The sequence below is a fragment of the Methanobacterium formicicum genome (assembly GCF_029848115.1).
GTDB lineage: Archaea > Methanobacteriota > Methanobacteria > Methanobacteriales > Methanobacteriaceae > Methanobacterium > Methanobacterium formicicum.
Genome location: NZ_JARVXG010000054.1, coordinates 42501 through 68962, shown reverse-complemented (window position 1 = coordinate 68962; position 26462 = coordinate 42501). Strand labels below are relative to the sequence as shown.

Here is a 26462-nt window from a genome sequence, read left to right as displayed (position 1 = left end):
AATTTAACGGTTTAGAAGCCCAATTATTCTTATAAAGTTAAAATTAAATTGTATTTTACGAAACTAGTTATCAATAAGTTCATAAACTATAAAAAACAAGAAGGAAAATCCTTTTTTCAACAAGAAAAATCTAAGACCCTAAACTATTTTTTATTATTTTTAAATACTTATCATTAGGTTAAAATGAAAATAAAGACCTATTTAAAACCTAAATCCATGGGTTTTAAACGGCCACGTTTTAAAAAAAATGTATTATTATTTTAACCCGCTAGATAACTAGATAATTTAGCCTTAAGTTTCAACTTCTACTTTATCCCCCAGAATTTGAGGTAATGACTGGGCATACCTTTTGTATTTTACCTTCTGGGACACAATGAATTCATAATCTGTATCGGGAGTAGATAACTTTATTTTGGGATCAGGTTTGAAAAATGTCTTTTTTTCAAGTTTCAGGGATACAATATCCGGGTAAGGGATTACTACTACGTCCAGATCATTAGAGGCCATTTCTTGGAAGTTAATGGTATGTGCCTCCTTTTCCCTATCAGAAAGAGAATGATTTTCAATGGCTAAACCCACAATTCCTCCCAAATCAGTGGCTAAACCTGCTATTAGACTTCCTTCTCCTATGTAAATGTTTTGATCCGTGAAGTAAAGGATTTTCTGATATAAACGGGTGCCTATTTTATTCCCTTTGTTAAGATTCCAGCGAACATAAACCATTTCCTGGAGTACTTCCTTTCCACCCGTATTCTCTTTAGATTCTCCCAGTTTATGCCCACAATTTGAACAAAAAACTGAATCTTCTGAATTTTCTTCTCCACATTGATTACAGTAAACCATTTTTTACCTCCCCTAACATATACCATACTTAAATAGATTATTATAGTCTATACTACCAGGTTAATATAGATTCTGTGAAGTTAATAGGTGTAGAACATGCCATAACTAGTTCAAAATTATTTATTCATTTTTAAAAAAAGAACTATTGAGTTAAAATCCGTGAATTACTCCCTCAACCAGGGAATATTCCTGATTTAAGATAATTATATTCAAATAAATATTCTCCCAATAATATTTTATAAGATCAGGATTTAAAAAAAAATGTGTAAATCTTTAGGAATTAATAAAAAATTTAGGAATTAATTAAAAAAAATTTTAGGGAATACTTAATTTTATAGAATAATTGAATAATTTCTAGGAGTAATTTAATGGTAGAATTACTGGCTCCAGCTCGGGACTTCACTGCGTTGAAAGCAGCTTTAAAAAATGGTGCAAATGCTATTTACATAGGTCTGGATGGTTATAACCTCCGATCTCATTCTAAAAACTTTTCACTGAAAGACCTACCCCGGGCCGTGGAAACTTGCCACGGGTACGATGCTAAGCTATACCTTTCCACCAACACCATAATGAATGATTCCCGTATCCACTCTCTGGAGAAAATTTTACCGGATATCACATCCCTGGGGGTGGATGCCATAATTGCTTCGGATCTGGGGGTGGTTAACCTTACTCGCCACCTGGATCTGGACGTGCACATGAGTGTCCAGGCCAATATATCCAATTTAGAATCTTTGAAACTCCTCCATGAACTGGGAGTTAAAAGGGTTATTTTATCCCGTGAATTATCCTTAAGGGAGATAAAAGAGATGATACATGAAAGCCCCCTTGAAGTGGAGGTTTTCATCCACGGGGCCATGTGTCTGGCAATTTCGGGTAGGTGCTTCTTGAGTTCTTACCTCTACCAAAAAAGCGCCAACTGTGGGGAGTGCCTGCAACCATGCCGAAAGGAGTGGAAGCTGGTCTGCGCGGATAACAAGGCAGAGTTACTACTTTCTGAAGAACATTCTCCCCCCGAAGATAATGGCCGATCTAAAGATATTGAATTGGAGGATGAAGGATTTAAAGGACATATATTAAGCCCCAATGATCTCTGCATGATTGAATACATCCCTGAGCTTATTGAAGCTGGGATTGCCTCTTTTAAAATTGAAGGAAGGGCCAGACCAGCGGATTATGTGGCTACGGTAACCGGTGTCTACCGGGAAGCCATTAATTCCTATGAAAGTGGCCAGTGGAAATTTAATAAGAAATGGCTGGACAAACTGGGGGAAGTCTACAATCGTGGCTTTGACACTGGTTTCTACTTCCAAACTCCCTACCAAACCAGCAGTTACAACCAGGCCACCCATGCTAAACAGGATATTGGTGAAGTGGTTAACTATTATTCTAAAGTTAAGGCCGCCGAGATAAGGCTGTGGCACCCTTTGAAAGTAGGTGAAGAAATTGTGGTACAGGGGCCCACCACCGGTTCCATCACCCAGAGGGTAGAATCACTGCAGATAGAACATAAAAACATTTTAAAAGCCCGGAAAGGAGAAAATGTGGGAATTTCACTTAAAAGTAAGGTTAGACCGGGGGATATAGTGTATAAAAAGATTAAAAGGAACAACTTACCAGAACCCTAATAGGTTACACTAATGTTAAATAAAAGTGTTATGAACCTAACCTGCTGTTTCACCAAATATTAAATAGAATATTTCATAATAGTTACCTAGAATTAATATTAGTCTTTATAAACTATGGGGGTTATTAATGGATAAAAAACTATTAGGATGTTTGATTTTAAGTATGGTGGCAGTTGTGGTTGTATCAGGGTGTACGAGTACTTCTAATTTAGTGAATTTTAATGCCAACGGTGTGAAATTCAATTATCCTGATACATGGAAAGTGAACAGCACTCCCTTTACCACCCTGACCATGAACACCTCTTCCCAGTCACTGGTGAATCTTTACAAACCGAATAATGCTTATGATAATGTTGATTTAACATCAACTTTTCAATTGTTCCTTAAAGAGGAAAATCTTAACTTTAATGATTTAAATAGTCAAATTGAGTTACAAAGAAATGTTTCCAAAGATATGGGATACACTAAAATACAGGAACGAAATTTGACCATAGACGGAGCTCCTGCTTATGAATTTGTGGTGGCACCATTTTCTATGGGTGAAGCTTCATTTATCTATTTCATCAAAGGGGGAAAACTTTATGAGATGCTCTTCTATGTTCCGGAAGGAATCCATAACAGGCAGAACATAGAAACCATACGTCCAGACATGGACATCATCATTAAAAGCTTCACCATCAACCCCAACACAGTTAAACTCAGCGATGTGGAGAAACCACGGTAATTTAGGGAGTTACTTAATGGAATAAACACTCCTTATCTCCTTATTTCTTTTCCTTAATAAAATGTGGACCGTATTAAATCTGTATTCAAGTTTACAAATTTAATCCTGATCTTCGAAGGAGATTTATCCCTCCATTTTACTACTTAAAACTACATCTTTAAGGAAGAAACAGGATACCAGTCCCATTATGCTTATAATGAGGCCGAAAAGGTACACGTTATGAATGGCCAGGTTCATAAGATCCGGGGGAATGTTACTGGCAGTGTTGATGTCCATGTTTATGGTTAAATTCACTATCACTCCGAATATGGGCAGGGCAACTGTGGCTCCAATGTTTCTGAAAAATTGCATGGATGCTGTTCCCACTGCTATGTCCCTACGAGAAACTGCATTCTGCACAGCAACGTTGAATATGGGGTAGGTCATACCAGTACCTGCCCCCAGGACTGCGGCGTAGATCACCAGTTCCCAGATAGTACTGCCTGTTCCCAGGGTAGATAGCAAAAACATGCCTACGGTGATGATTATGAAGGCCATTATGGCCAGTTTTTTATAAGTCCCGGTTCTGGAAATTATCTGGCCGGCAATTATGGCGGAAAAGGTTAAACTTAAAAGCATGGGGATAATAAGCAACCCCGAGTATTCTGGACTTAACTTCTGAACTTTCTGAATAAAAAGAGGAAGATATATGATTCCACAGAACATCACTGCACTGGAAAGGAACATGGCCAACGCCGAAACATTGAATACTGATTTTTTAAACAGGTGGGTGGGTAGTATAGGTTCTCTTGCTCTTTTTTCCAGATATAGGAATGCGGCCACCATGATCCCTGCAAAAATGAACAGGGCAATCAGGAGAGAACGGGGGATGTTCGGGTTTTCAATGAAGGTTAAGGCCAGGAACATGGAACTTAATGATGCTATTAACGTGATTATTCCCCTGTAATCGATTATTCTTTCCTTTAACACCTCTTCCATGTGGGGGAAGTACGAGAGGAGAAGGTAAATGGCAGCCAGACCAACCGGTATGTTGATGAAAAACACCCATCTCCAACCCACAAAACCGGTGATAAATCCTCCCAGAACCGGTCCCAGGACGTTTGCCAGTCCGAATACTGATGAAAGGATTCCCGCGTATTTTCCTCGCTGTCGTGGGGGAAATATCTCGGCAACCACAATGAAGGGAATGGTCATGAGTATTCCCCCACCCATCCCCTGAATTCCCCGGAAAAAGGTGAGTTGCAACATGTCCCCGGCAAAACCACAGAGAATAGAAGCAGCTACAAATAATGCAATGCCTATTACTAAGATGCGCTTCCTACCATACATATCTGAAAGCTTTCCTGAAAGGATTATAGCTATGGTTGATGCCAGCATGTAGATGGTGAAGGGCCATACATAGTAAGCCATGCCCCCCAGACTACTGATGACCTGGGGCATGGCCGTGCTCATTATGGAGTTATCCAGGGCACCCACCAGTAAACTGACCATTAAAGCCGCCATGAGCACTTTAACTTCTACCGGTGCTAATTTACCCCCCGCACCATGATTACCATTTTTAAAATCAATATCAGTCATTTTTTACTCCCTGTATCTTGAACAAAAGCTTTTTAATGGTTTTCACTGCACGGGTTAATTCTTCCATTTCATCCTCCCTTAAGCCAGATAAATTGTTCAACATGTTTTCTTCCACCTTAATCCGTGCCCTTTTCATGAACTCCTCCCCTTCGGGAGTAATGCTGATTAAAGTTATCCTACGATCCTTTTTATCCCCTTTACGTTCCACCATGCCATCTGAAACCAGTTTATCAATGTGAGCCGTCATGTTAGGTCGAGAAATGTATAGATACTCCCCAATAACCGATATAGGGAGACTTCCCCTGTGCATCAACAAACCCATGATCTGATAATAAGCAGCTGATGTTTGTTTATTCTTAAAATCCTTTGATGTGCGTACTTTCTGGTAAAAAATAGGCACGTATATTAAAAGATCGTCCAACATGTCCCTGACTTGTGCATCTTTATCTGTCACCCAATCCACCACATTTAATTAAATTACTGAATAGTTAATTTTATGAACTATTAATTAAATGAATCATTTGTTATATAAAGGTTAGGATTCAAGTAGCTCGTGATCAATAGGTAGTTAAGATCCCAACCCAAGATAGAAATAGAAAAATTTTATCCCACAATAAGGTTATATCTAATAAGAAGATACTGAAATTAAAAGCCCAAAAACACTTATAATAATGGGAGAATGTTCCAGAAAGGAGTTGATAGGATGAAAATTCAGGATGCCATGGAAAAAGAAGTAATCAAATTCCAAGTGGACGATCGCATCGTGGACGTGGCGGGAAGCCTACGTGAAAACAAGATCAGTGGAGCACCAGTGGTGAGTAAAGAGGGCAAACTGGTGGGAATCATCAGCGAAGGTGATATCATGCGACTCCTGGAAGTTCACTCCCCCCGCATAAACCTAATACTGCCCGCCCCTCTGGATTTAATCGAACTACCCGTGCGTATGAAGTACGAACTGGATGAAATAGCCGAGGACATGAACAAAGCCGCTTCCCTCTTAATTGGGGAGATCATGACCAAAAAACTGGTAACCATAAGTCCAGATAAGGACATTGCCGATGCTGCCCAGCTTATGGACACCCACGATATTAAACGACTGCCCGTGGTGGACGATAACGGAGAAATGGTGGGCATAGTCACCAGGGGCGACATAATCGGAGCCATGGTGAGGGGATGAGTAAGGGCAAGCATATAGCCATATACGGTAAGGGAGGTATTGGAAAATCCACCATTGTTTCCAACCTGGCTGCTTCCTACTCCCCGGATAAGAAGGTCCTGGTAATTGGCTGCGACCCCAAAGCAGACACCACCCGCACATTGGTGGGGCAGAGAATTCCCACCATACTGGACATACTAAAAGAAAAAAAAAGTGCTCAAGAAGAAGACGTTCTCTTCTCGGGATACGGTGGCGTTATGTGCGTGGAAAGCGGAGGCCCGGAACCCGGTGTTGGCTGCGCCGGAAGGGGCGTTATCGTGGCCATGAAACTACTGGAGAACCTGGAAGTTTTAAACCAGGACCCGGATGTTATTATCTACGATGTCTTGGGTGACGTGGTCTGCGGAGGATTCGCCGTACCCCTCAGGGAAGACTATGCCGATGAAGTGTACATAGTAACTTCCGGAGAGTACATGGCTTTATATGCTGCCAACAACATCTCTAAAGGTATAAAAAAACTCAAAGGCAACCTCGGAGGTATTATCTGCAACTGCCGGGGTATCAACCGGGAAGTGGAGATCGTGGAAGAGTTCGCACGTCGAATTGGAACCAGGGTTATAGGGGTCATCCCCCGCAGTGAACTGGTGCAGCAGAGTGAAATTGATGCCAAGACAGTCATGGAAAAATTCCCAGAATCAGAACAGGCTGAAAAGTACCGGAAACTCTCTGTAACCATTTTGGACAACGATAACTTCGTAATTCCCCAGCCTATGGATGCTGAAGAATTCGATGCATTCTTCCGGGAATTTCAATAGGGAAAATTCCATAAAAAAATCTAATTAAATCCATCCAACACTTAAAACCCTGATTAATCCAGATCTTCCAGGGTTTTAACCCTTAATTTTAATTTTTCAAATCCCGATAGGCAGTTTTCTGTGGCTGGGGACTGGCTAGAGAAATAGAACAAATGGGACCGGCACCGGCAATCAGAACAACCAAAACCAGGGATTCCTTCACCACCCTCTGCTATCTGGGTTGCCAGTTCACATTCGTGTTTTACACCATCATCACTGAAGAATACTTCCCTTATATTGGAGTTAGGGTTATCCAGGAGGTAATCCACATGCCAGTGCATTTTTTTAGTAGGGCGCAGGTGTCTTTTAATTCTCCCACCCAGGGAGTTCAGTGCCGAACCCACATAAACATAGAACCCCCTTTTAAACTGTATCTCCCCTTTTTTCCCAATTTCTATGGATTGATCAACCTTCAAGTCTATTAAAATACAGTAAGTACCCTTTAAAATGGTTTTTTTAGCCATAACTATTCACTCAAAGTCATTTTAAAGATGGAACCCCACACCCGATGCCAGGGGGATGAATTTATCCCCAAACTCTCTTTTAAAGTGACATAATGCTTCAAAACCCGTGCAATGACCCATGGCAATGACTCCCGGGTTCAGTTTTTTGATGGCTTCCACTGTGTTTTCTATACGCTGTGGAGGGGCATTCATGAGGTGGGAACCTCCAATAACTGCGTATATTTCGTCCTGAAAGTATTCCTTGACAGAGTAGAGTATGTTGACGATGCCTTTATGGGCACAACCGGAAAACACCACCAAACCCTCATCAGTTTTCATCACCAGGTTCAGTTCATCCTCAAATTTATCCGGTAGGAGTTTTCCACCCACTTCAACCCTCAAATATGGGGGTATGGGTTCAAAACCGCACTGGTAATCCACCTGGTTGAAGATCCAGGTATCTTTACCCAGAGAAGTGTTCTCAGTAACCCATTCCCAGTTAAGTGTTTCCGGATCAACTGTTTCCGGGAAACCAATGTAACGTTTCTCATCATCCCTCACTGCATATTTAGGAGCTAAAGCTTGAGGATGCATATAAAATTTGGTTTCATTAGGGTGACTGTTAATTTTACTGTCCAGGAGGGCCGATAATCCACCAGTATGGTCGTTGTGCCCGTGGCTGAGGAGCACTTCCTCCACGGTAGTGATGCCCAAAACATCCAGGTTGTGCCTCATTACCAGGGGAGTTTTCCCCGTGTCCACCATAAGAGTTTTGTTCTCCCGTTCCACCAGTAAGGAAAACCCATGCTCGGCATATAAATTTGATTTAAATCCTGCCCGGTTATCTATTATACAAGTGATCTTCATGTAAATACACCTGGAACCAGTTAGTTCCCATCGTTCCTAGTATCCCCTACATATGTTCTTAACTATATACCCCTAACACTAAATTAATGATCATCACATTCATATAAAAGTTAAACGGTGAATTAAATGGAATATACCTTTCAAGCCAGAGGACATCACAACGTAACCTCCCAACACAAAACCACCTTCGAAGTAACCCAGGATACCAAGATAGGACTGGCAGCAGATTGTATTGTGGGAGTATCGGCTAATTTTTCCCTAAAAGACCTTCCCCGCGCGATGAAGAATGCCATTCAGAATGAAGAAACTAAGATTCATGTGGTCCTGGAAACAGAAAATGCAAAAAACGTTATCACCGGGTACGGGCACCCGGCGCTGACTCTGGATCACCCCACCGACATGGTCTGTCGTAAAAGTGATTACACCTGCAGCCGGACCCTGATGATACACGCTGACCAGGCTGCCGTGGATTTGAACCCGGACCTGGTAAAGGATCTCCAGGAGGGAAAACCCCTGAAAGTTATAATTAAAGTCTGAAAATAATATTTAACGATAAAAAAAAGTTCATACAAGTGCAGGGGACGGGATTCGAACCCGCGAAGGGACTCACCCACTAGGCCCTCAACCTAGCGCCTTTGACCGCTCGACCACCCCTGCTGTGCTAATTCTCACACAAGAGAGTGAAGCATACCATCTTCTCTTACTTACACTATTTAAAGGTTACCGTTACTGATTGGTACCCTATTTAAATGCTTAAAACAGTTTACCTGAACAATAAAAAGCCCTTAATTATTACCAGAGTTTTCTTACTTAGTGTGAATTACTTTAAAGGGGTTTAAGTAATTAGAAGATAAAGATTGAAATATTGAAAATAAATCAGTTGATGGCAGGGTGCTTTCATTTATGCAGGCAGTTAAAACTACCCCCCAGGGGATAACCGTGATGATAGAAGTTTCACCTAAGTCGGACCAGTTCCAGATAACCGGCTACAACCAGTGGAGGAAAACCCTGGAAGTGAAACTCAAATCCCAGCCAACTAAAGGTAAAGCCAATAAGGAACTAATGAAAGAGTTCTCCCAGTTGACAGGCCACGCCACAGACATTGTTGCCGGGCATAAAAGCCGCCAGAAAACCATTTTAATATATGATATGGGACAGAAGGAGTTTAATAAGATTTTAAAGGACTTGAATCTGACCTTTGATTAGATAAGCCCTAGTTTAAACTACACTGCCACAACTTTAAAATATTAATCCCCCAATTGACATCTACATCAATTTAAAAAAAAAAAATAGTTAAGGTGTGCTGATTAGGCACATCTTAGAGGTAACGGGAATAGTTCTCTTTATACCATTCCACTGTTTCTTTTAAGGCCTCTTCAAATGAGAACTGGGGCTTCCATCCTAATTTCCTGGTCTTGGTAGAGTCCAGGGAGTAACGCCGGTCATGACCCAGCCGGTCTTCCACGAAGGTGATGAGGCTTTCTGGTTTATTCACAAGTTCCAGTATGAGGTGGGTTATTTCCAGATTGTTTTTCTCGTTTCCACCACCGATATTGTAAACTTCTCCCAGTTTACCCTTAAGGAGGGCAGTTTCTATTCCCTGACAGTTGTCCATGACGTATATCCAGTCCCGGACGTTTTTACCATCACCATAAACTGGTAAGGATTTATCCTGCATGGCGTTCATTATGAATAGAGGTATCAGCTTTTCCGGGTACTGGCGGGGTCCGAAGTTGTTACTGCTCCGGGTGATGATTATGGGGGTGTTGTAGGTCCTCCAGTAAGCCCCTACCAGAAGGTCTCCACCAGCTTTACTGGCGGAGTAGGGACTGGAGGGGTCCAGGTTATTTTCTTCAGTAAATGACCCTGACTCTATGCTACCGTAGACTTCATCGGTGGATATCTGCAGGTAGCGTTCCACATCGTACTTACGGACATTTTCCAGGAGGTTGTAAGTTCCTATAACATCGGTTTTAACGAATACTCCCGGATCCTCGATGGAACGGTCCACATGGGTCTCGGCTGCAAAGTTAACCACCATGTCACAGTCTTTCATTATCTTGGAGACCAGTTCCTCGTCGGCTATGTCCCCTTTAACGAATTCAATTTTGTCACGAACTTCCTTCAGGTTCTCCATATCCCCGGCATAGGTTAACTTGTCCAGGACCAGGACCTCATAGTCCTCACTCTCACATAGGTGGTGTACGAAGTTGGATCCAATGAATCCTGCACCACCGGTAATCATTATCTTCATTAAAAATCACCTTTATCCGTGTTTTTTGCTCTCATCCAGTATCCAGTCGTAGGGAATTTCATCAGTATCTGGATCAAGACGGTATTCATCGGGTTCATCGTAGTTGAATGGTAAGGTAGGCACACTCACAAAAAAGGCAGTTTCAGTTCCCACTGCTTTAAACCCATGATAGACCAGTGGAGGGACGCTTATAAGCATCGGATTCTTGTCTCCCACAAAAAATTCGTTTACTTCACCATAGGTGGGAGAATCCTCCCTGCTGTCATATAAGGCGACCTTCATCATACCGTTAACGCAGGTGAAGTTGTCAGTCTGTTTTTTATGGAAATGCCAGGCCTTCACCACTCCGGGATAGGCGGTGGTCATGTAGACCTGTCCAAATTCCTTGTAAATTTCATCATCACATCTTAATATTTCCATTAGCCAGCCCCGCTCATCAGGAATGACTTTAAGCTTCTTTACTTTTACGCCGTCAATCATAAATACACCGTTGAATTCTTCTTGGAAAGTTTTATATATCTCTCTCTTATTAACCATTACCATGAATGATGTTGGGGGAAAATTATAAGCCCTATCTCACATACCCCCTGTCCAAAAATATGAAAGATATTTAATACATAAAGATTATTTTAGAAATAAATTGAAATAATTTTAGACTAAAACTTACAAATTTAATTATTACCAATTAGCACGTCCCTGAATATCTAAAGACACAGGGAACTGGAAAATTAGAATTAAGGAGGCACGATTATGAAGGCGGTTATACCTGCTGCAGGACTCGGAACCCGGTTTTTGCCGGCCACCAAGGCTCAGCCCAAGGAAATGTTACCAGTTTACAACAAACCAACCATACAGTACGTGGTGGAAGAGGCTGTGGCCTCGGGAATCGATGATATATTGATTATCACAGGTAAGGGAAAAAGATCCATTGAGGACCACTTTGACCGTTCCTTTGAACTGGAGTACTCCCTCCGTAACTGTGGGAAAATGGATTACCTGGTAGAAGTAGAGGCCATATCCGAAATGGCTGATATTTATTACGTCCGTCAAAAAAAGCAGAAGGGACTGGGAGATGCCATACTCTGTGCCAAGAAACATATCGATGGTCAGCCCTTTGCCGTGCTTTTAGGAGATACTATAAGCCAGTCTCAGGTTCCCTGCACCCGACAATTACTGGATGTCTATGAAAAATATAACGCCTCGGCCATTGCCATTGAAAGAGTGCCCCAGGATAAAATTGAACGTTACGGGATAATCAAAGGGCAGCAGGTTGAAGATTCTGTTTACCGTATTGAAGATATGGTGGAAAAGCCTCGCCCGGCAGAAGCACCATCTGACCTGGCCATTACCGGCCGGTATGTGCTGGACTGCGAGATATTTGACCATATAGAGAATGTGGAACCTGGTGTGGGTGGAGAGATACAGTTAACCGATGCCATGAGGCAGTTAAATGAAATCTACGGTCACATATTCGATGGGAAAATCTACGACATTGGGAACAATGTGGAATGGCTGAAAAGCTCCCTGGAGATTGCACTGCAGGACCCTGATGTCAATGGCGAACTTCGGGAGTATTTGAGGAATATTATAAAATAAATATTTCACCTTAGGAGGAATTCTGAGCAGTGAATTCCTTTCTAAGATTACCTACATTTGAAAATCCATTTCTTACCTGTTTCATATAATTAATCTTCCTGGATAAGAGCCTAGGTAAGCAATAAATTAGTTATGATTTAGAAGCTAAAATTTCCTCTTTAGCTTTCTTAGCCTGTTCAAAATTAGGATCTAACTCTAAAGCTTTTTCAAAGCATTCCATGGCTTCTTGATCTACACCCATTTACATGATTGTGATTCCTTTGTAATAATAACCTCTTGCATCGGCTGGATCTAACAATATAACCCTATTAAAACATGTTAAGGCTTCTTTATTTCTTTTAAGTTCATTTAAAACAAGCCCTTTATCTCCCCAACCCCCTGTAAATTCCGGATTTAACTTTAATACCTCATCAAAACAATCCAAAGCTTTTTGGTATTTACCAAACTCTTTTAGAATATTTCCTTTGTTATACCACGCAGTATAATCATTTTTGTCTAACTCTAAAACTTTGTTGTAGCATTCTAAAGCTTCTTTATCCCTTCCAAACCTTTTTTCTAAAATGAAACCATAGTTGTACCATGCTTTGGAATCTTTTGGGTTTATTTTTGAAGCCTCCTTGAAACATTCTAAAGCTTCTTTATCCCTTCCAAGTATTTCAAGGGTTACTCCTTTATTATACCACACTTTATAATTTCCTTGATCCAATTTTAAAGATTCATTGTAGCATTCTAAAGCTTCTTTTTGTTTTTTGAGATTTCCTAAAGTCATACCTTTCTTAAACCAATTCATTGGATCTTTTGAGTTTAATTTTAAAGATTTATCGTAGCATTCTAAAGCTTCTTGATACCTTCCAAGTTTCAAAAGGGCAGAACCTTTATTGTACCAGGTTTCAGATCGGTTAGGAGACAACTTTATAGCTTTGTCAAAACATTCCAATGCTTCTTGATATTTACCAAGATTAGCAAGTTTAATACCATTAGCATTAACTGAACCCTTTTTGAAACTATCAAATAATACCATGAACTCACCTTATACCACAGATATTGGGCTAATATTTATATTTAATACTTTATATTCATATTAACATATACAAAACAGCAATATTCATGAATATAAAAAAATAAAAATTCTGATTTAATGTCAAAAAATAGTTCAAATTACTATTAAAGAATTATTAATTCTTAATTTTTAATTTAATTAAAATTAAACCATTTTTATATAATTTTAAAGACTAATCCTAAAAAATGAAATAAAAAAAAGTGTTATTCTATTAAACAACAATAATGAACGGGAAAAAAGTTAATTAAATAAAATAAATCCTTAGAATATTTAATTAATTATCCTTTTTATGCCACTCCCAGGCCGTGCTGATGATTTTAGTTAGATCATCGTATTTTGGTTGCCATTTTAAGATTTTTCGGGCCTTTTCGGAACTTCCCACCAGTACGGGTGGATCACCGGGTCGTCTCTCGGTTTCAGTGGCCTTTATCTCTTTACCCGTGACTTTCCGGGCCTCTTCAATAACTTCCCTTACTGAAAAACCATTACCATTTCCCAGATTGAAAACTTCACTTTCTCCCCCATCTTCTAAGTATTTAAGGGCTTTTATATGGGCATCAGCCAGATCAGTGACGTGTATGTAATCCCGGATGCAGGTACCGTCCGTTGTGGGGTAGTCTGTTCCGAATATCTTTATATCCTCTCGTTTACCCATTGCTGCATCCAGTATTAACGGTATCAGGTGGGTTTCCGGTTCGTGTCTTTCCCCCACTTCACCTTCTGGATCTGCCCCGGCAGCGTTGAAATAACGGAGTGAGACGTAGCGAAGGCCATAAGCGGAGCTGTAATCCTTTAACACTTTTTCTACCATTAACTTTCCCTGGCCGTAGGGATTTATAGGGTTCTGAGGATGATCTTCGGTTAAGGGGATTTTCTGGGGGTTGCCGTAGGTGGCACAGGTCGAGGAGAACACCAGTTTCCTTACTTCAAACTCGTTCATCACCTGAAGAAGGTTCAGGGTGTTGCGGAGGTTGTTGAGGTAGTACTTCTGGGGGTCTTCCACTGATTCTCCCACATAGGTGAATGCTGCAAAGTGCATCACTGCCTCTATCTCGTACTTCCGGAAGACGTTCCTTATTGATTCCAGGTCACCCAGATCTACTTCTTCAAAGACTCCCCATTTCAGGAAGTCCGGGTGTCCGTAGCTCATGTTGTCCAGTACCACAGTTTCGTATCCTGTTCTGGTTAGTTCCTTATTGGCATGGGAGCCAATGTATCCTGCCCCTCCAGTTACCAGTATCATGGATAAAGGTTAGATTTTATCACATTTAATTGCATCGCGTGTGGCCACCAGTCAATTATAGGGTAACAAAGGGGATTTCTGTGAAAACCATGAAAAAAAGTTTTATATACTAAAAAATCTTCTTATTATTTAATAAATAAATTAATTCCTACAGAATACCATCAGGATGATAAAAATGCGCTGGGAATACGTTTTAATTATAATCTGTATCATGATAGTGGCTGTTTCTGGTTGCACCCAGGATGATTCCCCACTGAACTACTCCTCACCAGCCAGCAACACCACCAACTCCAGCACCACGGCCGTTCCTACCACTACCAGTAGCTCCACCAACCCCCAGGCCGAGGTTAGTGGTAACTGTTACAAGGTGGTGGACGGAGACACCATCGATGTGGAGGGAGTGGGTAGAGTGCGTTTTGTGGGTGTTAACACCCCGGAAAGGGGAGAACCAGGATACCAGGAAGCCAAAGATTACGTCAAGACCATGTGCCTGGGCAAAACCGTAGGCCTGGACATCGATAATGCTAAAAACAAGGACAAATACAGCCGTGCCCTGGCTGTGGTCTACGTGGATGGAGTGAACCTCAACCAGGCTCTCCTGAAGAAGGGCTACGCTGAGGTGATGTACATTCCCCCATCAGAGTTCAATCCCTATAAATGGACATAGATTATTTTGTCTTTTGAAAACTCTTCTCCGATTTAAGGTTAGATAATAAAATTATTAATATAATTAATAAATTTTATATGGATCTAACTACTTCTTTTATACATTACATTTAGGGATGATCTTTTGAAATACATGTTTTTAGATGAGTCAGGAGATCCGGGAATAAGAGGATCCAATTATCTGATAATAGCCTCCCTTTTAGTAGAAGATACTCAACCGCTTAGAAAGATCATCAAGAATATGAGAAGGAACAAATTTAAGAAAGAGTTAAAAAAGGCAAATGAAATCAAAGCCAATAGTTCTTCCGATGCGGTGATAAAACACATGATCACTGCACTAAACAATGTAGTGGGAGCCAAGCTACATTGCGTTGTTTTTGAAAAAAGAACAAATAAAAGATTATTTCATCAAAAAGATTTAAATAGTTTATATAATTATATTGCAGGTGCTTTAGCTAAGCAAATAAAAATTCAGGACAATATCATAATTAGAATTGACAGATCAAAGGGAAAACAAACGCTTAGACAGGAATTTGATAACTATTTCTTAGATAATCTAAATGAAGGTTCTGAATTGGGAAATGTTGAAATTTATCATAGTAATTCCAATTCATGGGAAGGATTACAGTTTGTAGATATAATTGCATGGTCCTATTTCCAGAGCTTCGAACATAGAAACCATTCTTACGTTGATCTTATAGATATGGATTGTAAGTTATTTGAATTATAAAAGAATAGTCCAGTACCTGGGAGTACTTTAAAGGTCAAATATTTATTTTTTAAAATATCTCCCTTTTTACGTGCAACTCAAGGTACACTGACTCCCAGGTTTTATCTGTAATAATAGATCATCTTCAATCTATTAATAAGCTTTGCCTTTGAAAAAAATGATAAAATCGTGACAAAAAAAAAATAATTAACTGCGAATGTCCTTAGGGTGTGAATTTATAGTACTCCCCGTCGGTAAGGGTGAACTTCCTCAAAACTCCCTTATTTTCCAGTGAAGTTATGAGATTGTACATACGGATATCAGTCAGTTCCATTTCTCCGTAGAGGAGGTTTCCCTCCAGTAGGGTACGGGAGATCTTCCCCGATTCATCCACCAGTTTCTGGATTAATTCCATGGATTCCAGTTCCTTTTCCGAGAACCTATCTTCTAATTCATCTGTTTCTTTGCTCTCTTCCTCCCCCTTAGCACCCTCTTCCTCAAGGGGAACATCACTAGTTACAGAATCCATTTCACTCTCGTTACTAACTTCAACAGGTGTATCTGAAGGGGTAACATCTTCTGTACTGGTGGGAGCAGGAGTAACCTCTTTTGGAGCATTATCAACGTCTTTCACAGCATCAAACGTTTCGTTAACCTTGCCTTTCTCAGTTGAAGACACATCACGGGCATTGTTTTCAACTGTTTCTTTTGAAGATTCTCCTAATGGTGTTTCTTGGTGAATGGCCGCTTCATTTTCTTTACTCTTCCGGTCTTTTTCCAGGTAGATGAACCCCTCCCGGCGAGATATGTAATTTTCTTTCTCCAGATGTTCTAAAATAGGGTTAAGATCCTCTTCACTCATGTCCAGGTCGAGTTTGAGGATTTTATAGGGGATTCCTCCCTGGTATTCTGCGTGGAAGTATTTAATGCCGTTTAAGACCCTTTTCTGTTGGGAGGTGAGAAAGTTCATAATCATAGATTGGTTACCGCCATATATTAAAATAAAGATTTAAATCAGGTAGGCAAATATAGTTATAACAATGCGGAAATATCATTATCCGCTTATTTATCCTAAAAACTCACAGAACAAAACTTATATTAATTTTGAGGGATCAAATGCTGGATTCACTTTATGAAAAGGCTTTGAAAAAGAGAGAAAGCATCAAACAGAAATTAGGGGAAATGGAATACTCCCGGGTAGATGCTTCCCAGCAGTGGGTTGATTATCACTTTGAAGAGAGTAGTTTGAATGCAAATATCGCTGCCGGGGACGGCAGTATAAATAAAAGGAGATTTTTACCCTTCATTTTCTATGCCATCGATGCGGAGGGAATAATTCACACCCCTGACGGCCTCAAAAGGATTGAAAGCTCAGAAATTGACATCATATCCCACCATAAATATGTTGAAGACCGTTTAAGGAGTTATATGGGCATATTCGAAATTAAAAACGCCCTGCGTATGCTAAATGAATACGAGGTGGATTTATTCCTCTTTGATGGGTCCCTTCTGGGAAACATTATCCGACCTTTTCCCATTGAAAGAGAACTCAAAGAACAGGTCAAAGAGATTATAAGGGGAAAATATCTACCTTTGCTCGAAGCAAAACTAGAAAATTCTCCTAAGGTCAGTATAACCTCCTCTGAATTTGCCAATAATATTGAAGGTGAATTTGAGGAGGATGTAGAACCAATGATCTACCTGGAAAACCTGGAAAACCTTCTGGTGATAAGTGAGTTAATGGAACAAAGGGAAAAAATCGTGGCTATCTCCAAAACATCCACCAGTACCGAGTATTTCAATACAAAAATACCAGACATGGCTATATTTGACATACACAGTAAAAAGCAGGGGTACTCCCGGCCCAGATATTCCAGTGTTTCTGGGGTTAAACATGATTTCCCGGTTCGAAACAGTTTCCTGAAGAGTTTGACCTTCACTATTTTCTACGCCCGACTGGAGGATCATAAGAATATTTTGAAGTTTGAATTACCTTACCGTGCTACAGAAGAGGATATAAAAGTGTTACTTAAAGCTATAAAGAATATAAGTGCAGAAGGATATCCATTACTCCTAAAAAAGGCCCATAATGATGTTGTGATCCGTAAAAATGATTTGAATAATCTTTCCAAGATAATGGGATTCCTGGAGAAGAGTGGGAGGGAAATGTTAAATGAATGAAGTCATTGGACGATGCATAGGTGAAACCTCACTGGTTAATGTGAGTTTCATCTCCAAGGAAATGCCACGGGTAGGGGAATATGTCACCCTGAATTACGATGGTAAAAACGTGCTGGGAATGATCGAATCCCTGGTCAGGGGCAGTGTTTCCATAAACGACAACATATACGACCCTTTAACCATTGAAAAGATAAAAGCCATTGAAGGGGACGATCATTACGTTAGGGGAAGTGTTAAAATCCTGGGTGATATTAACCATGACCTGCGCATTCCCCGGACACCGGCTCCCCCTGGAACCGAGATCCAGGTGGCGGATTCTGAGGTTCTAAAAAAGATATTCAAGGTGGACAAGTACGGTTTAAAGCTGGGAAATTTGATAACCCAGGAGGAAGTGGGTATAGAAGTGGATATCAATAAAATGGTATCAAGGCATCTGGCTGTTCTGGCCATGACCGGTGCCGGAAAGTCCAACACTGTTTCCGTTATTGTGGATGGTCTCCTTAAGGTAAAGGGTAGTGTTTTAATATTTGACATGCACTCGGAGTACGTGAACACTGATTTTGGCCAGGATAAAGTCAATGTAATGTATCCCCAGATCAACCCCCTGTATCTCTCCTTTGGGGAAATCAAGAAGCTGGCCAATATTCCCCCTAATGCCTATGTCCAGGAGAGGTACTTCTTAAAGGCCTATAAATCCGCAAAAAACAGCCTTATGCAGGGTTCAGCTACGGGTAATGATTTCCTGGCCCTGATCATGAATAAATTAGAAGGTTGGCTAGCTGAATCTGAGGATCCTGACGCTAAATCCACTAACTCTGCAGATAAAAAGTCCATAGCCGATGTTTTAAACAAACTAGAGCATATGAAAGATAAGTATGGTAACATACTCAGTCTGGAGGCCAAGGACATCATTGACAACCTTAAGGTGGGAAAGGCCAATATTCTGGATCTGGGGCCAGTGGATGAGTTTGCATCGGATGTAGTGGTCAGCCATATCCTCCGCAACGTTCTAAAGAGCAGGAAAGAATTTTTGAGAACAGGAGAGGGTCTGGCATTCCCCATATTCTTGATCCTGGAAGAAGCACATATCCTGGCTCCACAGAACAGGAAAACCGAGTCTAAACTGTGGATCAGTAGAATAGCTCGTGAAGGACGTAAGTTTTCGGTGGGCCTGTGCCTGGTGAGTCAAAGTCCCAAGTCACTGGATTCTGATGCCTTATCCCAGGCCAACAACATGATCATCCTGCGCCTGGTGGAACCAACTGACCAGAACCATGTGCAGCGTGCCAGTGAAAGCCTGAGTGATGATCTCATTGCCCAGCTACCCTCCCTGAACATTGGGGAAGCTATAATACTGGGTTTAATGACCCGCATTCCCACCCTGGTGAAGATCGATGAATTCCAGGGAAAAGTAACCGGAGGGGACCTGAACATCGTGGATGAATGGGCAAAATCCCATGAAATGGAGGAGAAAATCCTCGAGGAACAGAAAAGAGAATATGAAGATCTGGGAGGAGATTACTGATGCAATTTGCCCATCTGGCAGACACCCATATGGGTTACCGTCAGTACGGACTCACTGAACGTGAAAATGATTTTTTCGAAGTTTTTGACCAGGCCATTGAGGAAATAATCCGGGAAAGGCCAGACTTTGTCATCCACTCCGGGGATCTGTTCGAGTACTCCCGGCCACCAACCCGGGCACTGCTCACAGCACAAAAGGGTATTTTAAAGTTAAAAGAGGCCAATATCCCCATTTATGCCATTGCCGGGAACCATGATGTGGTGATGCGTAAAAATGCATTACCTCCCCAAATCCTGTATAAAGACTTCGGCCTGAAACTCATAAGCCCCAACCAACCATTTTACACAGTGGGTGACGTTTTCATTGGGGGTGCTCCCTATGCATCTAAATACCATGCCAAACAACTGGTAGAACGATTGCAGACTATTGAAAAATCATCCCTGGATTATGGAAAGAGAATACTGGTTCTTCACCAGGGAATCGACCGTTACATCCCCTACGAATATGAGATCAAAATTGGGGATGTGCCCCAGAACTTCAACTACTGTGCCTTTGGCCATATCCACGAAAGGGTGGTGGATGACTTTGGGGAAGGTAAACTGGCTTACCCTGGTTCCACTGAGATATGGCGCTCCAATGAAGTTGAAGGCTACAGGAAGAATGGTAAAGGATTTTATCTGGTGGATATCAGTGGAGATATGCCAGAGATTGAAAATATTGACCTGAAACTTCCCCGTGAGTTTATAAAAGAAACCATACGCTACAGTGAACTTCAGGATGAGTTAAACCGGATAAAAGAGTACACCAACAGTCTCCAGAGGAAACCCATACTGATGGTTACGGTGGAAGGTGGAAATTTCAACCGTTCCGAGGTTTATGAGACTTTAAACCAATCTTTATCCGAAACCTGTCTGGCAGTGCGTTCCAACTACCGACCCACCGCAATTAAAGAGGATGAGAATCCTTTTGAAAAGGGAAAAGAAGCACTGGATATTAAAAAAATGATTGAACACAATCTTAAGGATTTTAACAGTGAAAAAGTCACCGAACTTGGAACCGGACTACTAAAAGAACTTTCAGACGGTGATTTCAAGGCCGCGGAGACCATTGCCCACAATTTCTACGAGGATTTATATGATCATTGAAAGCCTCCATATGACGAACTTTAAATCTCACCGTGATACCCGTATTGAATTTGACACCGGGATATCCATAATAATAGGTGGAAATGGTGCAGGTAAGTCCAGTATACTGGAAGCAGTGAGCTTTGCACTCTTTAAACAGTACACCAGTAAAAAAATTGAACATCTCATAACCACCGGCCAGAAGAGGATGTCAGTTGAGATCCAGTTCACGGCCCACGGCCGAAGCTACCGGGTACTGCGGGAACGGACAAAAACTGCCTCCAAGGCTATCATGAAGATAAAAGAAGGCGATAGGTTCCAACCTCTGATTTCTGGGGATAAACAGGTCACCCAGGAAGTTCAAAACCTATTAGAGATGGACGGGGACTTGTTCCTCAATGCAGTCTATGTGCGGCAGGGTGAAATAGCCGATCTGGTTGAAAAAACAGCATCAGAAAAGAAACAGATGATTGGAAGGCTTCTTGGGATTGATTCCCTGGAAAAAGCCTGGAAAAATATGAAAATCATTCTGGACAAGTACAGTGAACAGAAGATTAGACTGGAAGGTAAGATAGAATCTTTCAAAGATTTAAAAGAAGGATTCAAGGTAAAAAAGGAAAAAGAAAAGGAATTAACCCAGAAAATTAAACAGATCAACCTTAAACGAGAGGAAAATATCATTGAGTCCAACCTGCTCCGGGATAAGAAGGAAATTCTGGATAAGAGAAATGTGGAATTTGAAAACACCACCACCCTCCAGGAATCCAAAAAAGACTTCCTTCATCAGCTGGAAAAAACTCAAAATGACCTTGAAAAGCAGTTAAATGATATTACAGTTAAAGAAGAAGAAATTGATCGCATAAAACCTCAGTTGAAGAAGTTGGATGTTTTGAAAAGTCTGGATGATGCACTTAAAGACCTTAAACACTTAAAAAAGGATAAAGAAAGTCTTAATAAAACCTTGAATGATATTAAACATTTTGAAAATGTTTTAGATGAAAATGAGCAGTATTACAATGATTATTCTCTTTTAGATGATGAAATTAATAATTTGCAGTATGCACGGGACCAGTTTGAGGGAAGCAGAGTCCTTATTGACCAGTACCATGAAAGGAAGTCTAAAATTGAGATTAAACTTAAAAAATCCCTGGAAAAAGTGAGGGATGTTCTTGAAAAATCTAACCAAGTCCTGGGTACAAGTTTTGACTCGGTGGAATCCTTTGAAAAGCACCTATCCCAGTTTAAACCCCAGCTGGAGGCACAGATTTCTGAGGCCTCGGAGGCTATTCAGGACATTAAAAGAGAGTTATCCAATCTCCAGGTTAAAAATGAGAACCTGGAAAAGCCCATTAAAGAATTGGAACTGGTTAAAGATCAGTGCCCTATCTGCAAATCAGATATAACCCCCCAGAAGAGGGAAGAACTTATAGGTGACTATAATTTAGAAATAGACAATAATCAATCACTGGCTGCAGATTTGGGAGTTAAATTGAAGGCCCTTGAAAATGAAAAGAAGGTTCTGGATTTCCAGCAGTCAAAAATCCAGAGTATAAATTTGGGAATACTGAAAGAATACTTAAAATCCGCAGATCACGACCAGGAAGAGATCAACAATATTGACTCCAGTATCCAGGAACTGCAGAAGAAGGTAGTTGTTCTGGAGAACATTGAACGGGATATAAAGGGCAAAAAATCAGACCTGGCATCCATTAAGGCAAATTATGAGAAATATCTCGGTGCTCGTGGTTCTTTAGAGTCACTTGGAGATTACGAGGAACAATCGCTTAAGTTAGAAGATGTTAACACCGGGGTACGCGATTTAAAAAACAGGATCAGTGCCCTTATGGAAATTGCCAGGGACAGTGTGGAAGATCTCCCGGGAGAAATAGCTTATCTGGAAAAACAGGCCCAGACATATCAACATTTGTTGGGTGAGGTCAGCCAGAAAGATTCCCTCAACTCACGGATTCAGGAAAATCAGAACCTTATTCGGGAAACCCGTGAAGAGTTGGATAATATTAAAAACAAAATTACCAGTTTAAACTACAATAAAGAAAATCATGAACGGGTTAAAAGGGAATGGGAGCTGAAAAACGCAGAATTAATGGAACTCAATGGCCAGAAACAGTTAAGTGTAGGGGAACTCAACCAGCTATCCCGCTCCCTCCAGGAAATAGAGGATAAATTGAATTCCCTTAAAGGGTATGAAAAGGAATTAAAGAACCTTAAGGACTTTTTAAAACTGCTGAATCTCATTCGGGATCTTTTCAGTAAAGATGGAGTTCAGAAGGATTTGAGAAACGTTTCCCGGCCACTTATAGAGGAAAAGACAAGAGAGTTATTCGAAAAATTCAACTTCGAGTACTCTGATGTGCGGCTGGATGAAGATTACGATGTAACCATCTACGGCCCCAGTGGGGAAAGCAACCTGGACATGATCAGCGGAGGGGAAAAGATAGCCGTGGCCCTTGCCCTGCGGTTGGGGATAACTCAGGTACTTTCTGGAGGGAGTTTAGAGCTTATCATGCTGGATGAACCCACCATTCACCTGGATGCCTACCGGAGACAGGAACTGATTGATCTTTTGAAAAAAATGTCCATCATACCCCAGATGATCATTGTCACCCACGATGCAGATCTGGAGGATGCCGCTGATAACATCATGAAGATCGAAAAAGAGGAAGGGATATCTTTCCTGGTGGAATCCTAAGCTAAAGGAAATCCTAAAAGATAAAGAAGAATACGTTAAGACAGCAACAGGGAAAAAAGAATTAAAATCCCCCTACCGGATTTGAAAAAAAATAAAAAGAATATACTAAAATTTTTAACCATTTTAACTAGACTATGGAGAATCCACCGTCCACAAAGATGGTCTGTCCGGTTATGTAGGAGGAAGCATCCGATGATAGGAATAGGATTGCTCCATTTAGTTCTCCTTTCCGGGCCGGACGGTTGAGGGGTACGATCCTGCTGTATGCTTTTAGGAACTCATCAGATTTAAAAAGAGTGTCGGCGGTCATTTCAGATTCAAAAAGACCAGGACCAACTGCATTTACGGTTATTCCGTATTTCCCGTAGGAACAAGCCATTCCCATGGTCAGTCCACGAACTGCTGCTTTTGATGCATTGTAAACGTGGCGTATGAACATGTCATCCTTGTCTCCGGCAATGGAGTTGATGGAACTGGTGTTCACGATTTTTCCGTACTTATTTTCAATCATGTGGGGGATGACGTGTTTGGAGACCAGGAAAATTCCTTTAACATTTACATCCATTCCCATGTCCCACTCTTCCACGCATAAATCACACACTCCCCCACGAATTGCCACTCCGGCATTGTTCAGGAGGATATCTATCTTTCCAAAGTAACCAATCACTTCTTCAATAGCTTTTTCCACACTTTCCTCATTAGCCACATCACACTGAACTGCCAGGGCCCTTCGTCCGGTTGATCGGATTTCCTCAGCCAGGGCCTCCAATCTTTCTTTTCTCCGGGCCAGAAGTGCTACATCTGCACCTTGTTTTGCATAGGCCCGGGCGGCATCTGCTCCCAGACCACCGGAAGCACCGGTCACCACGGCCACTTTCCCCTTTAAATCACAGTAATTTTCCATTTAATCCCTCCTAGTGTGTTTAGGTTAATTTTGCCAGACATCTTTCCCAGTAATTCTTCTGGGTTGTATGTATAACCATGGGACTTATCCCCCTAAAAAACCTAGCGATTGTTCTGTTTGTAACGATTAATTATTATAGTTAGGTTCCAAATGATCTTATAGGAAGAACTAAAAAAACATAGATGATGATCTATGGACACCAAATCTAGAATTCTCCAAACCGCCTTCAATCTCTTTCTGGAAAAAGGATTTGCGAGTGTTTCCTTAAATGAAGTTATAAAAGCATCAAATATTACCACTGGCGGCTTTTATTACCATTTTGATAGTAAAGATTCCTTAATGGTCGCAGTTATTGAAAAATATATATTTAACTATTTTAATTCAACTGTAGAACAGATTAAACACTTCCAGGGGGATCCACAGGAAAAATTGAAAAAAGTAGTGCTGACCCTGGTGGGGGCTGATTTAAACGCCAGTAACAAGACGGAAATTATGGAAAACTCCAATGGCATTGATTACAGAGCGTTACACATATTATTAATAGAAGGTGTCCACAAATACGACATAATTAAGGAACATTACACCAAATTTTATTATAATCTACTTGAATTCAACAAGGAAGTCATTGAGGAAGGCATATCCCAGGGAGTAATAAGGAACGATACTGACCCCACTGAACTCGCACTGATGACCCAAAGTGTTATGGTTGGAACGATTATGATGTGGGTGGTAATGCCCACAGTACCTTTAGAACAAATAATGACCTCCAACATGAATCAACTATGGGATCGCTTAAAATAGACCACTAATTTTTCTTCATTTCTCTTTAACTCTAATAAAATTAGTTATTAACGGAAACTATAAAGAGAATTAAGGTATTCAATAATTAAATTTTTAGTAAGACCTTTAAAAAAATAAATTCAGAGATTCTATCAAAAAATAGAAGTAAATAATTGAAGTCTAGTTGAATTTAGTTTAAATTAAAGAGAATTGATTTAACCTTACTTGGTTAAATCATTCCACATCTTTTCTTTTGCCCCTCCACCAGGAGACAAAGACCCCTATAAAGCAAAGGGCAGTGAAAACTACAAAACATAACTGTATACTCTCCATTAGTGCCGGGAACTGATCAGGAGTTATCTGGACTCTCCCAATTAACAAGGAAAAGACCAGAGTGGCTATTCCAATACTCAGGGTCTGACCAATGAGCCGCATGGTACTCACCGTTGCTGAGGCCACTCCGTAGAATTTTCTTTGCACAGAGCCCATTATCACGTTGGTGTTTGGTGAGGAGAATAGTCCGAATCCCAGTCCCAGCACCGCCAATCCCAGGATTATGTTGGTGATAGGAGTGGTGGAGTCAATGAAGGTCATGGTAAACAGAGCAATAGTTACTGTAGCCATTCCCGCGGTGGCTATAAGCCGTGCCTCAATACGATCAGACATTCTACCAGCAATAGGGGCAGTTATGGCCATAATTATGGGTTGAGCCACCAGTATTATGCCCGCGGTCTGTGGTTCCAGTCCCTTAATGTACTGGAGGTAGTAGCTTAAGAGTAAGGTAACGGCAAAGGTGGCACTGTAGTTAATGAGAGCAGCCAGGCTGGAAAAGGTAAATGCAGTATTTTTAAACAACCTTACATTGAATACGGGACTCTTGGCCCGGAGTTCCCATCGGATGAATGCCAAGAAGCCCACCACTCCCAGTATTAACATGGCCCAGCCATCTATCTGGGGTAAACTGGAAAAACCGTACATCACCAGGAAAAGCATTAAACTGTAGAGTATGGAACCCCAGTAGTCGAATTTTTCTCCCTTAGAGGCAGCCCATTCATCATGGAGTTTCCAGAAGACTATACCTATAACCAGAAGCCCGAAAGGAACCATTAATAAAAATAAACTCCTCCATCCAAGGTACTGAGTCATTAAACCCCCTAAAACAGGACCAAATGATAAACCAACGTAAACTGCTGCTACGTTAATCCCAATAGCCTTTCCCCTGTGTTGGGGTGGGTAAACTGAGGTGATTATGGCCAGTCCAGTTACGAAGATCATGGCGGTACCAATTCCCTGCAGTATCCGGGAGGCAATCAAGAAGTAGGCTGAGGGTGAGAGGGCACAGAACAAAGAGGCCAACGTGAATATGGCCAGCCCGTAGGTGAATATCCTCTTCATACCGTGTATATCGGCCACTCTCCCAAAGGGTACAGCGAATATGGCGGCTGCCAGTAAAAATCCATTGGTCACCCAGTTTAGGAGGATGGCATCAGCACCAAATTCCAGTCCAATGGAAGGGAGGGCAATGTTAACTGACGATCCCATGAATGGGGTGAAAAAGGAAGCTATGGTAGCAGCTAACAGAGCGGCAATTTTAATATCATTACTAACTGTAGGGGT

General features: G+C 41.1%; 26 protein-coding genes and 1 tRNA gene (1 of these 27 only partly in view). 14 read left to right on the top strand and 13 right to left on the bottom strand.

Features of this window, described 5'->3' with window-relative positions:
• Positions 1 to 291: 291 nt before the first annotated feature.
• Complete coding sequence (locus tag QC759_RS09085; RefSeq protein WP_048071846.1) at positions 292 to 843, bottom strand: zinc ribbon domain-containing protein; 552 nt, start codon at positions 841 to 843, stop codon at positions 292 to 294.
• 368 nt (positions 844 to 1211) lie between these two features.
• On the opposite strand from QC759_RS09085, the gene QC759_RS09080 reads away from it, so the two are divergent.
• On the top strand, positions 1212 to 2471 hold the full coding sequence (locus QC759_RS09080) for a U32 family peptidase (protein WP_048071847.1): 1260 nt from the start codon (positions 1212 to 1214) through the stop codon (positions 2469 to 2471).
• A gap of 127 nt (positions 2472 to 2598) precedes the next feature.
• Complete coding sequence (locus tag QC759_RS09075; protein ID WP_048071848.1) at positions 2599 to 3195, top strand: PsbP-related protein; 597 nt, start codon at positions 2599 to 2601, stop codon at positions 3193 to 3195.
• A gap of 123 nt (positions 3196 to 3318) precedes the next feature.
• Here QC759_RS09075 and QC759_RS09070 read toward each other — a convergent pair whose 3' ends face one another.
• Positions 3319 to 4773: an MDR family MFS transporter gene (locus QC759_RS09070; protein ID WP_048071849.1), complete on the bottom strand. Its 1455-nt coding sequence runs from the start codon at positions 4771 to 4773 to the stop codon at positions 3319 to 3321.
• Positions 4766 to 5227, bottom strand: coding sequence for a MarR family winged helix-turn-helix transcriptional regulator (locus QC759_RS09065; RefSeq protein ID WP_048071850.1), 462 nt, complete (start codon positions 5225 to 5227; stop codon positions 4766 to 4768). Before QC759_RS09065 ends, QC759_RS09070 begins: the two co-directional genes overlap by 8 nt.
• Positions 5228 to 5476: 249 nt before the next feature.
• Here QC759_RS09065 and QC759_RS09060 point away from each other — a divergent pair, with 249 nt between their 5' ends.
• Positions 5477 to 5950, top strand: coding sequence for a CBS domain-containing protein (locus tag QC759_RS09060; protein WP_048071851.1), 474 nt, complete (start codon positions 5477 to 5479; stop codon positions 5948 to 5950).
• Positions 5947 to 6744, top strand: coding sequence for a Ni-sirohydrochlorin a,c-diamide reductive cyclase ATP-dependent reductase subunit (cfbC, locus tag QC759_RS09055; protein ID WP_048071852.1), 798 nt, complete (start codon positions 5947 to 5949; stop codon positions 6742 to 6744). Before QC759_RS09060 ends, cfbC begins: the two co-directional genes overlap by 4 nt.
• Positions 6745 to 6797: 53 nt before the next feature.
• Here cfbC and QC759_RS09050 read toward each other — a convergent pair whose 3' ends face one another.
• Both QC759_RS09050 and QC759_RS09045 read right to left on the bottom strand, forming a co-directional pair.
• Entirely contained in the window at positions 6798 to 7247 is a 450-nt protein-coding gene (locus QC759_RS09050; RefSeq protein WP_048071853.1) for a GIY-YIG nuclease family protein, read from the bottom strand.
• 21 nt (positions 7248 to 7268) lie between these two features.
• The gene (locus QC759_RS09045) at positions 7269 to 8093 is read right to left on the bottom strand and encodes an MBL fold metallo-hydrolase (RefSeq protein WP_048071854.1); all 825 of its coding nucleotides are present in this window, start codon (positions 8091 to 8093) and stop codon (positions 7269 to 7271) included.
• 126 nt (positions 8094 to 8219) lie between these two features.
• Here QC759_RS09045 and QC759_RS09040 point away from each other — a divergent pair, with 126 nt between their 5' ends.
• Positions 8220 to 8630 (top strand): DUF371 domain-containing protein, encoded by a 411-nt coding sequence (locus QC759_RS09040; protein WP_048071855.1) that lies wholly within the window; start codon positions 8220 to 8222, stop codon positions 8628 to 8630.
• 36 nt (positions 8631 to 8666) lie between these two features.
• On the opposite strand, the gene QC759_RS09035 is transcribed toward QC759_RS09040, so the two are convergent.
• Positions 8667 to 8750 (bottom strand) — tRNA-Leu (locus tag QC759_RS09035).
• A gap of 246 nt (positions 8751 to 8996) precedes the next feature.
• Here QC759_RS09035 and QC759_RS09030 point away from each other — a divergent pair.
• Positions 8997 to 9299, top strand: a complete 303-nt coding sequence (locus tag QC759_RS09030; protein ID WP_048071856.1) for a DUF167 family protein — start codon at positions 8997 to 8999, stop codon at positions 9297 to 9299.
• Positions 9300 to 9411: 112 nt separating this feature from the next.
• Here the strand turns inward: QC759_RS09030 and rfbB are convergent, their stop codons facing one another.
• Both rfbB and QC759_RS09020 read right to left on the bottom strand, forming a co-directional pair.
• A complete protein-coding gene (gene rfbB / locus QC759_RS09025; RefSeq protein WP_048071857.1) occupies positions 9412 to 10347 on the bottom strand; it encodes a dTDP-glucose 4,6-dehydratase in 936 nt (311 codons plus the stop codon).
• A 12-nt stretch (positions 10348 to 10359) separates the two neighbouring features.
• Entirely contained in the window at positions 10360 to 10827 is a 468-nt protein-coding gene (locus tag QC759_RS09020; RefSeq protein ID WP_048073768.1) for a dTDP-4-dehydrorhamnose 3,5-epimerase family protein, read from the bottom strand.
• 270 nt (positions 10828 to 11097) lie between these two features.
• On the opposite strand from QC759_RS09020, the gene galU reads away from it, so the two are divergent.
• Positions 11098 to 11943: a UTP--glucose-1-phosphate uridylyltransferase GalU gene (galU, locus tag QC759_RS09015; RefSeq protein ID WP_048071858.1), complete on the top strand. Its 846-nt coding sequence runs from the start codon at positions 11098 to 11100 to the stop codon at positions 11941 to 11943.
• 241 nt (positions 11944 to 12184) lie between these two features.
• Here the strand turns inward: galU and QC759_RS09010 are convergent, their stop codons facing one another.
• Positions 12185 to 12964, bottom strand: a complete 780-nt coding sequence (locus QC759_RS09010) for a tetratricopeptide repeat protein (protein WP_052659937.1) — start codon at positions 12962 to 12964, stop codon at positions 12185 to 12187.
• Between the two features lie 313 nt (positions 12965 to 13277).
• On the bottom strand, positions 13278 to 14246 hold the full coding sequence (gene galE / locus QC759_RS09005) for a UDP-glucose 4-epimerase GalE (protein ID WP_048071859.1): 969 nt from the start codon (positions 14244 to 14246) through the stop codon (positions 13278 to 13280).
• Positions 14247 to 14421: 175 nt separating this feature from the next.
• Here galE and QC759_RS09000 point away from each other — a divergent pair, with 175 nt between their 5' ends.
• Positions 14422 to 14913: a thermonuclease family protein gene (locus QC759_RS09000; RefSeq protein WP_048071860.1), complete on the top strand. Its 492-nt coding sequence runs from the start codon at positions 14422 to 14424 to the stop codon at positions 14911 to 14913.
• Positions 14914 to 15045: 132 nt separating this feature from the next.
• Complete coding sequence (locus QC759_RS08995) at positions 15046 to 15642, top strand: DUF3800 domain-containing protein (protein ID WP_231553506.1); 597 nt, start codon at positions 15046 to 15048, stop codon at positions 15640 to 15642.
• Between the two features lie 202 nt (positions 15643 to 15844).
• Here the strand turns inward: QC759_RS08995 and QC759_RS08990 are convergent, their stop codons facing one another.
• Entirely contained in the window at positions 15845 to 16597 is a 753-nt protein-coding gene (locus tag QC759_RS08990) for a hypothetical protein (RefSeq protein WP_243687338.1), read from the bottom strand.
• A 140-nt stretch (positions 16598 to 16737) separates the two neighbouring features.
• Between QC759_RS08990 and QC759_RS08985 the strand changes: the two genes are divergently transcribed.
• From QC759_RS08985 to QC759_RS08970, 4 genes are read left to right on the top strand one after another with little or no spacing between them, the layout of a single operon-like run.
• Positions 16738 to 17802, top strand: coding sequence for a DNA double-strand break repair nuclease NurA (locus tag QC759_RS08985; protein WP_048071862.1), 1065 nt, complete (start codon positions 16738 to 16740; stop codon positions 17800 to 17802).
• The gene (locus tag QC759_RS08980) at positions 17795 to 19327 is read left to right on the top strand and encodes a helicase HerA domain-containing protein (RefSeq protein WP_048071863.1); all 1533 of its coding nucleotides are present in this window, start codon (positions 17795 to 17797) and stop codon (positions 19325 to 19327) included. The genes QC759_RS08985 and QC759_RS08980 overlap by 8 nt, the downstream gene beginning before the upstream one ends.
• Positions 19327 to 20472: a metallophosphoesterase family protein gene (locus QC759_RS08975; RefSeq protein ID WP_052400028.1), complete on the top strand. Its 1146-nt coding sequence runs from the start codon at positions 19327 to 19329 to the stop codon at positions 20470 to 20472. The genes QC759_RS08980 and QC759_RS08975 overlap by 1 nt, the downstream gene beginning before the upstream one ends.
• Positions 20462 to 23161: an AAA family ATPase gene (locus QC759_RS08970; protein ID WP_048071864.1), complete on the top strand. Its 2700-nt coding sequence runs from the start codon at positions 20462 to 20464 to the stop codon at positions 23159 to 23161. Before QC759_RS08975 ends, QC759_RS08970 begins: the two co-directional genes overlap by 11 nt.
• Positions 23162 to 23288: 127 nt before the next feature.
• Here QC759_RS08970 and QC759_RS08965 read toward each other — a convergent pair whose 3' ends face one another.
• Entirely contained in the window at positions 23289 to 24065 is a 777-nt protein-coding gene (locus QC759_RS08965; RefSeq protein WP_048071865.1) for an SDR family NAD(P)-dependent oxidoreductase, read from the bottom strand.
• A gap of 192 nt (positions 24066 to 24257) precedes the next feature.
• On the opposite strand from QC759_RS08965, the gene QC759_RS08960 reads away from it, so the two are divergent.
• Positions 24258 to 24866, top strand: a complete 609-nt coding sequence (locus QC759_RS08960; RefSeq protein ID WP_048071866.1) for a TetR/AcrR family transcriptional regulator — start codon at positions 24258 to 24260, stop codon at positions 24864 to 24866.
• 213 nt (positions 24867 to 25079) lie between these two features.
• Here the strand turns inward: QC759_RS08960 and QC759_RS08955 are convergent, their stop codons facing one another.
• Positions 25080 to 26462, bottom strand: the 3' portion of a protein-coding gene (locus QC759_RS08955; RefSeq protein WP_048071867.1) for an MFS transporter. It continues 15 nt past the right edge of the window; only the last 1383 of its 1398 coding nucleotides appear in the window; its start codon lies off the right edge, out of view — the gene reads right to left on this strand; it ends in the stop codon at positions 25080 to 25082.

Bases quoted from the DNA above. Each gene is read 5' to 3' on its own strand.
- QC759_RS09085 (WP_048071846.1), bottom strand. From the start codon at position 843: ATGGTTTACTGTAATCAATGTGGAGAAGAAAATTCAGAAGATTCAGTT.
- QC759_RS09080 (WP_048071847.1), top strand. From the start codon at position 1,212: ATGGTAGAATTACTGGCTCCAGCTCGGGACTTCACTGCGTTGAAAGCA.
- QC759_RS09075 (WP_048071848.1), top strand. From the start codon at position 2,599: ATGGATAAAAAACTATTAGGATGTTTGATTTTAAGTATGGTGGCAGTT.
- QC759_RS09070 (WP_048071849.1), bottom strand. From the start codon at position 4,773: ATGACTGATATTGATTTTAAAAATGGTAATCATGGTGCGGGGGGTAAA.
- QC759_RS09060 (WP_048071851.1), top strand. From the start codon at position 5,477: ATGAAAATTCAGGATGCCATGGAAAAAGAAGTAATCAAATTCCAAGTG.
- cfbC (WP_048071852.1), top strand. From the start codon at position 5,947: ATGAGTAAGGGCAAGCATATAGCCATATACGGTAAGGGAGGTATTGGA.
- QC759_RS09050 (WP_048071853.1), bottom strand. From the start codon at position 7,247: ATGGCTAAAAAAACCATTTTAAAGGGTACTTACTGTATTTTAATAGAC.
- QC759_RS09045 (WP_048071854.1), bottom strand. From the start codon at position 8,093: ATGAAGATCACTTGTATAATAGATAACCGGGCAGGATTTAAATCAAAT.
- QC759_RS09040 (WP_048071855.1), top strand. From the start codon at position 8,220: ATGGAATATACCTTTCAAGCCAGAGGACATCACAACGTAACCTCCCAA.
- QC759_RS09030 (WP_048071856.1), top strand. From the start codon at position 8,997: ATGCAGGCAGTTAAAACTACCCCCCAGGGGATAACCGTGATGATAGAA.
- rfbB (WP_048071857.1), bottom strand. From the start codon at position 10,347: ATGAAGATAATGATTACCGGTGGTGCAGGATTCATTGGATCCAACTTC.
- QC759_RS09020 (WP_048073768.1), bottom strand. From the start codon at position 10,827: ATGATTGACGGCGTAAAAGTAAAGAAGCTTAAAGTCATTCCTGATGAG.
- galU (WP_048071858.1), top strand. From the start codon at position 11,098: ATGAAGGCGGTTATACCTGCTGCAGGACTCGGAACCCGGTTTTTGCCG.
- QC759_RS09010 (WP_052659937.1), bottom strand. From the start codon at position 12,964: ATGGTATTATTTGATAGTTTCAAAAAGGGTTCAGTTAATGCTAATGGT.
- galE (WP_048071859.1), bottom strand. From the start codon at position 14,246: ATGATACTGGTAACTGGAGGGGCAGGATACATTGGCTCCCATGCCAAT.
- QC759_RS09000 (WP_048071860.1), top strand. From the start codon at position 14,422: ATGCGCTGGGAATACGTTTTAATTATAATCTGTATCATGATAGTGGCT.
- QC759_RS08995 (WP_231553506.1), top strand. From the start codon at position 15,046: ATGTTTTTAGATGAGTCAGGAGATCCGGGAATAAGAGGATCCAATTAT.
- QC759_RS08990 (WP_243687338.1), bottom strand. From the start codon at position 16,597: ATGATTATGAACTTTCTCACCTCCCAACAGAAAAGGGTCTTAAACGGC.
- QC759_RS08985 (WP_048071862.1), top strand. From the start codon at position 16,738: ATGCTGGATTCACTTTATGAAAAGGCTTTGAAAAAGAGAGAAAGCATC.
- QC759_RS08980 (WP_048071863.1), top strand. From the start codon at position 17,795: ATGAATGAAGTCATTGGACGATGCATAGGTGAAACCTCACTGGTTAAT.
- QC759_RS08975 (WP_052400028.1), top strand. From the start codon at position 19,327: ATGCAATTTGCCCATCTGGCAGACACCCATATGGGTTACCGTCAGTAC.
- QC759_RS08970 (WP_048071864.1), top strand. From the start codon at position 20,462: ATGATCATTGAAAGCCTCCATATGACGAACTTTAAATCTCACCGTGAT.
- QC759_RS08965 (WP_048071865.1), bottom strand. From the start codon at position 24,065: ATGGAAAATTACTGTGATTTAAAGGGGAAAGTGGCCGTGGTGACCGGT.
- QC759_RS08960 (WP_048071866.1), top strand. From the start codon at position 24,258: ATGGACACCAAATCTAGAATTCTCCAAACCGCCTTCAATCTCTTTCTG.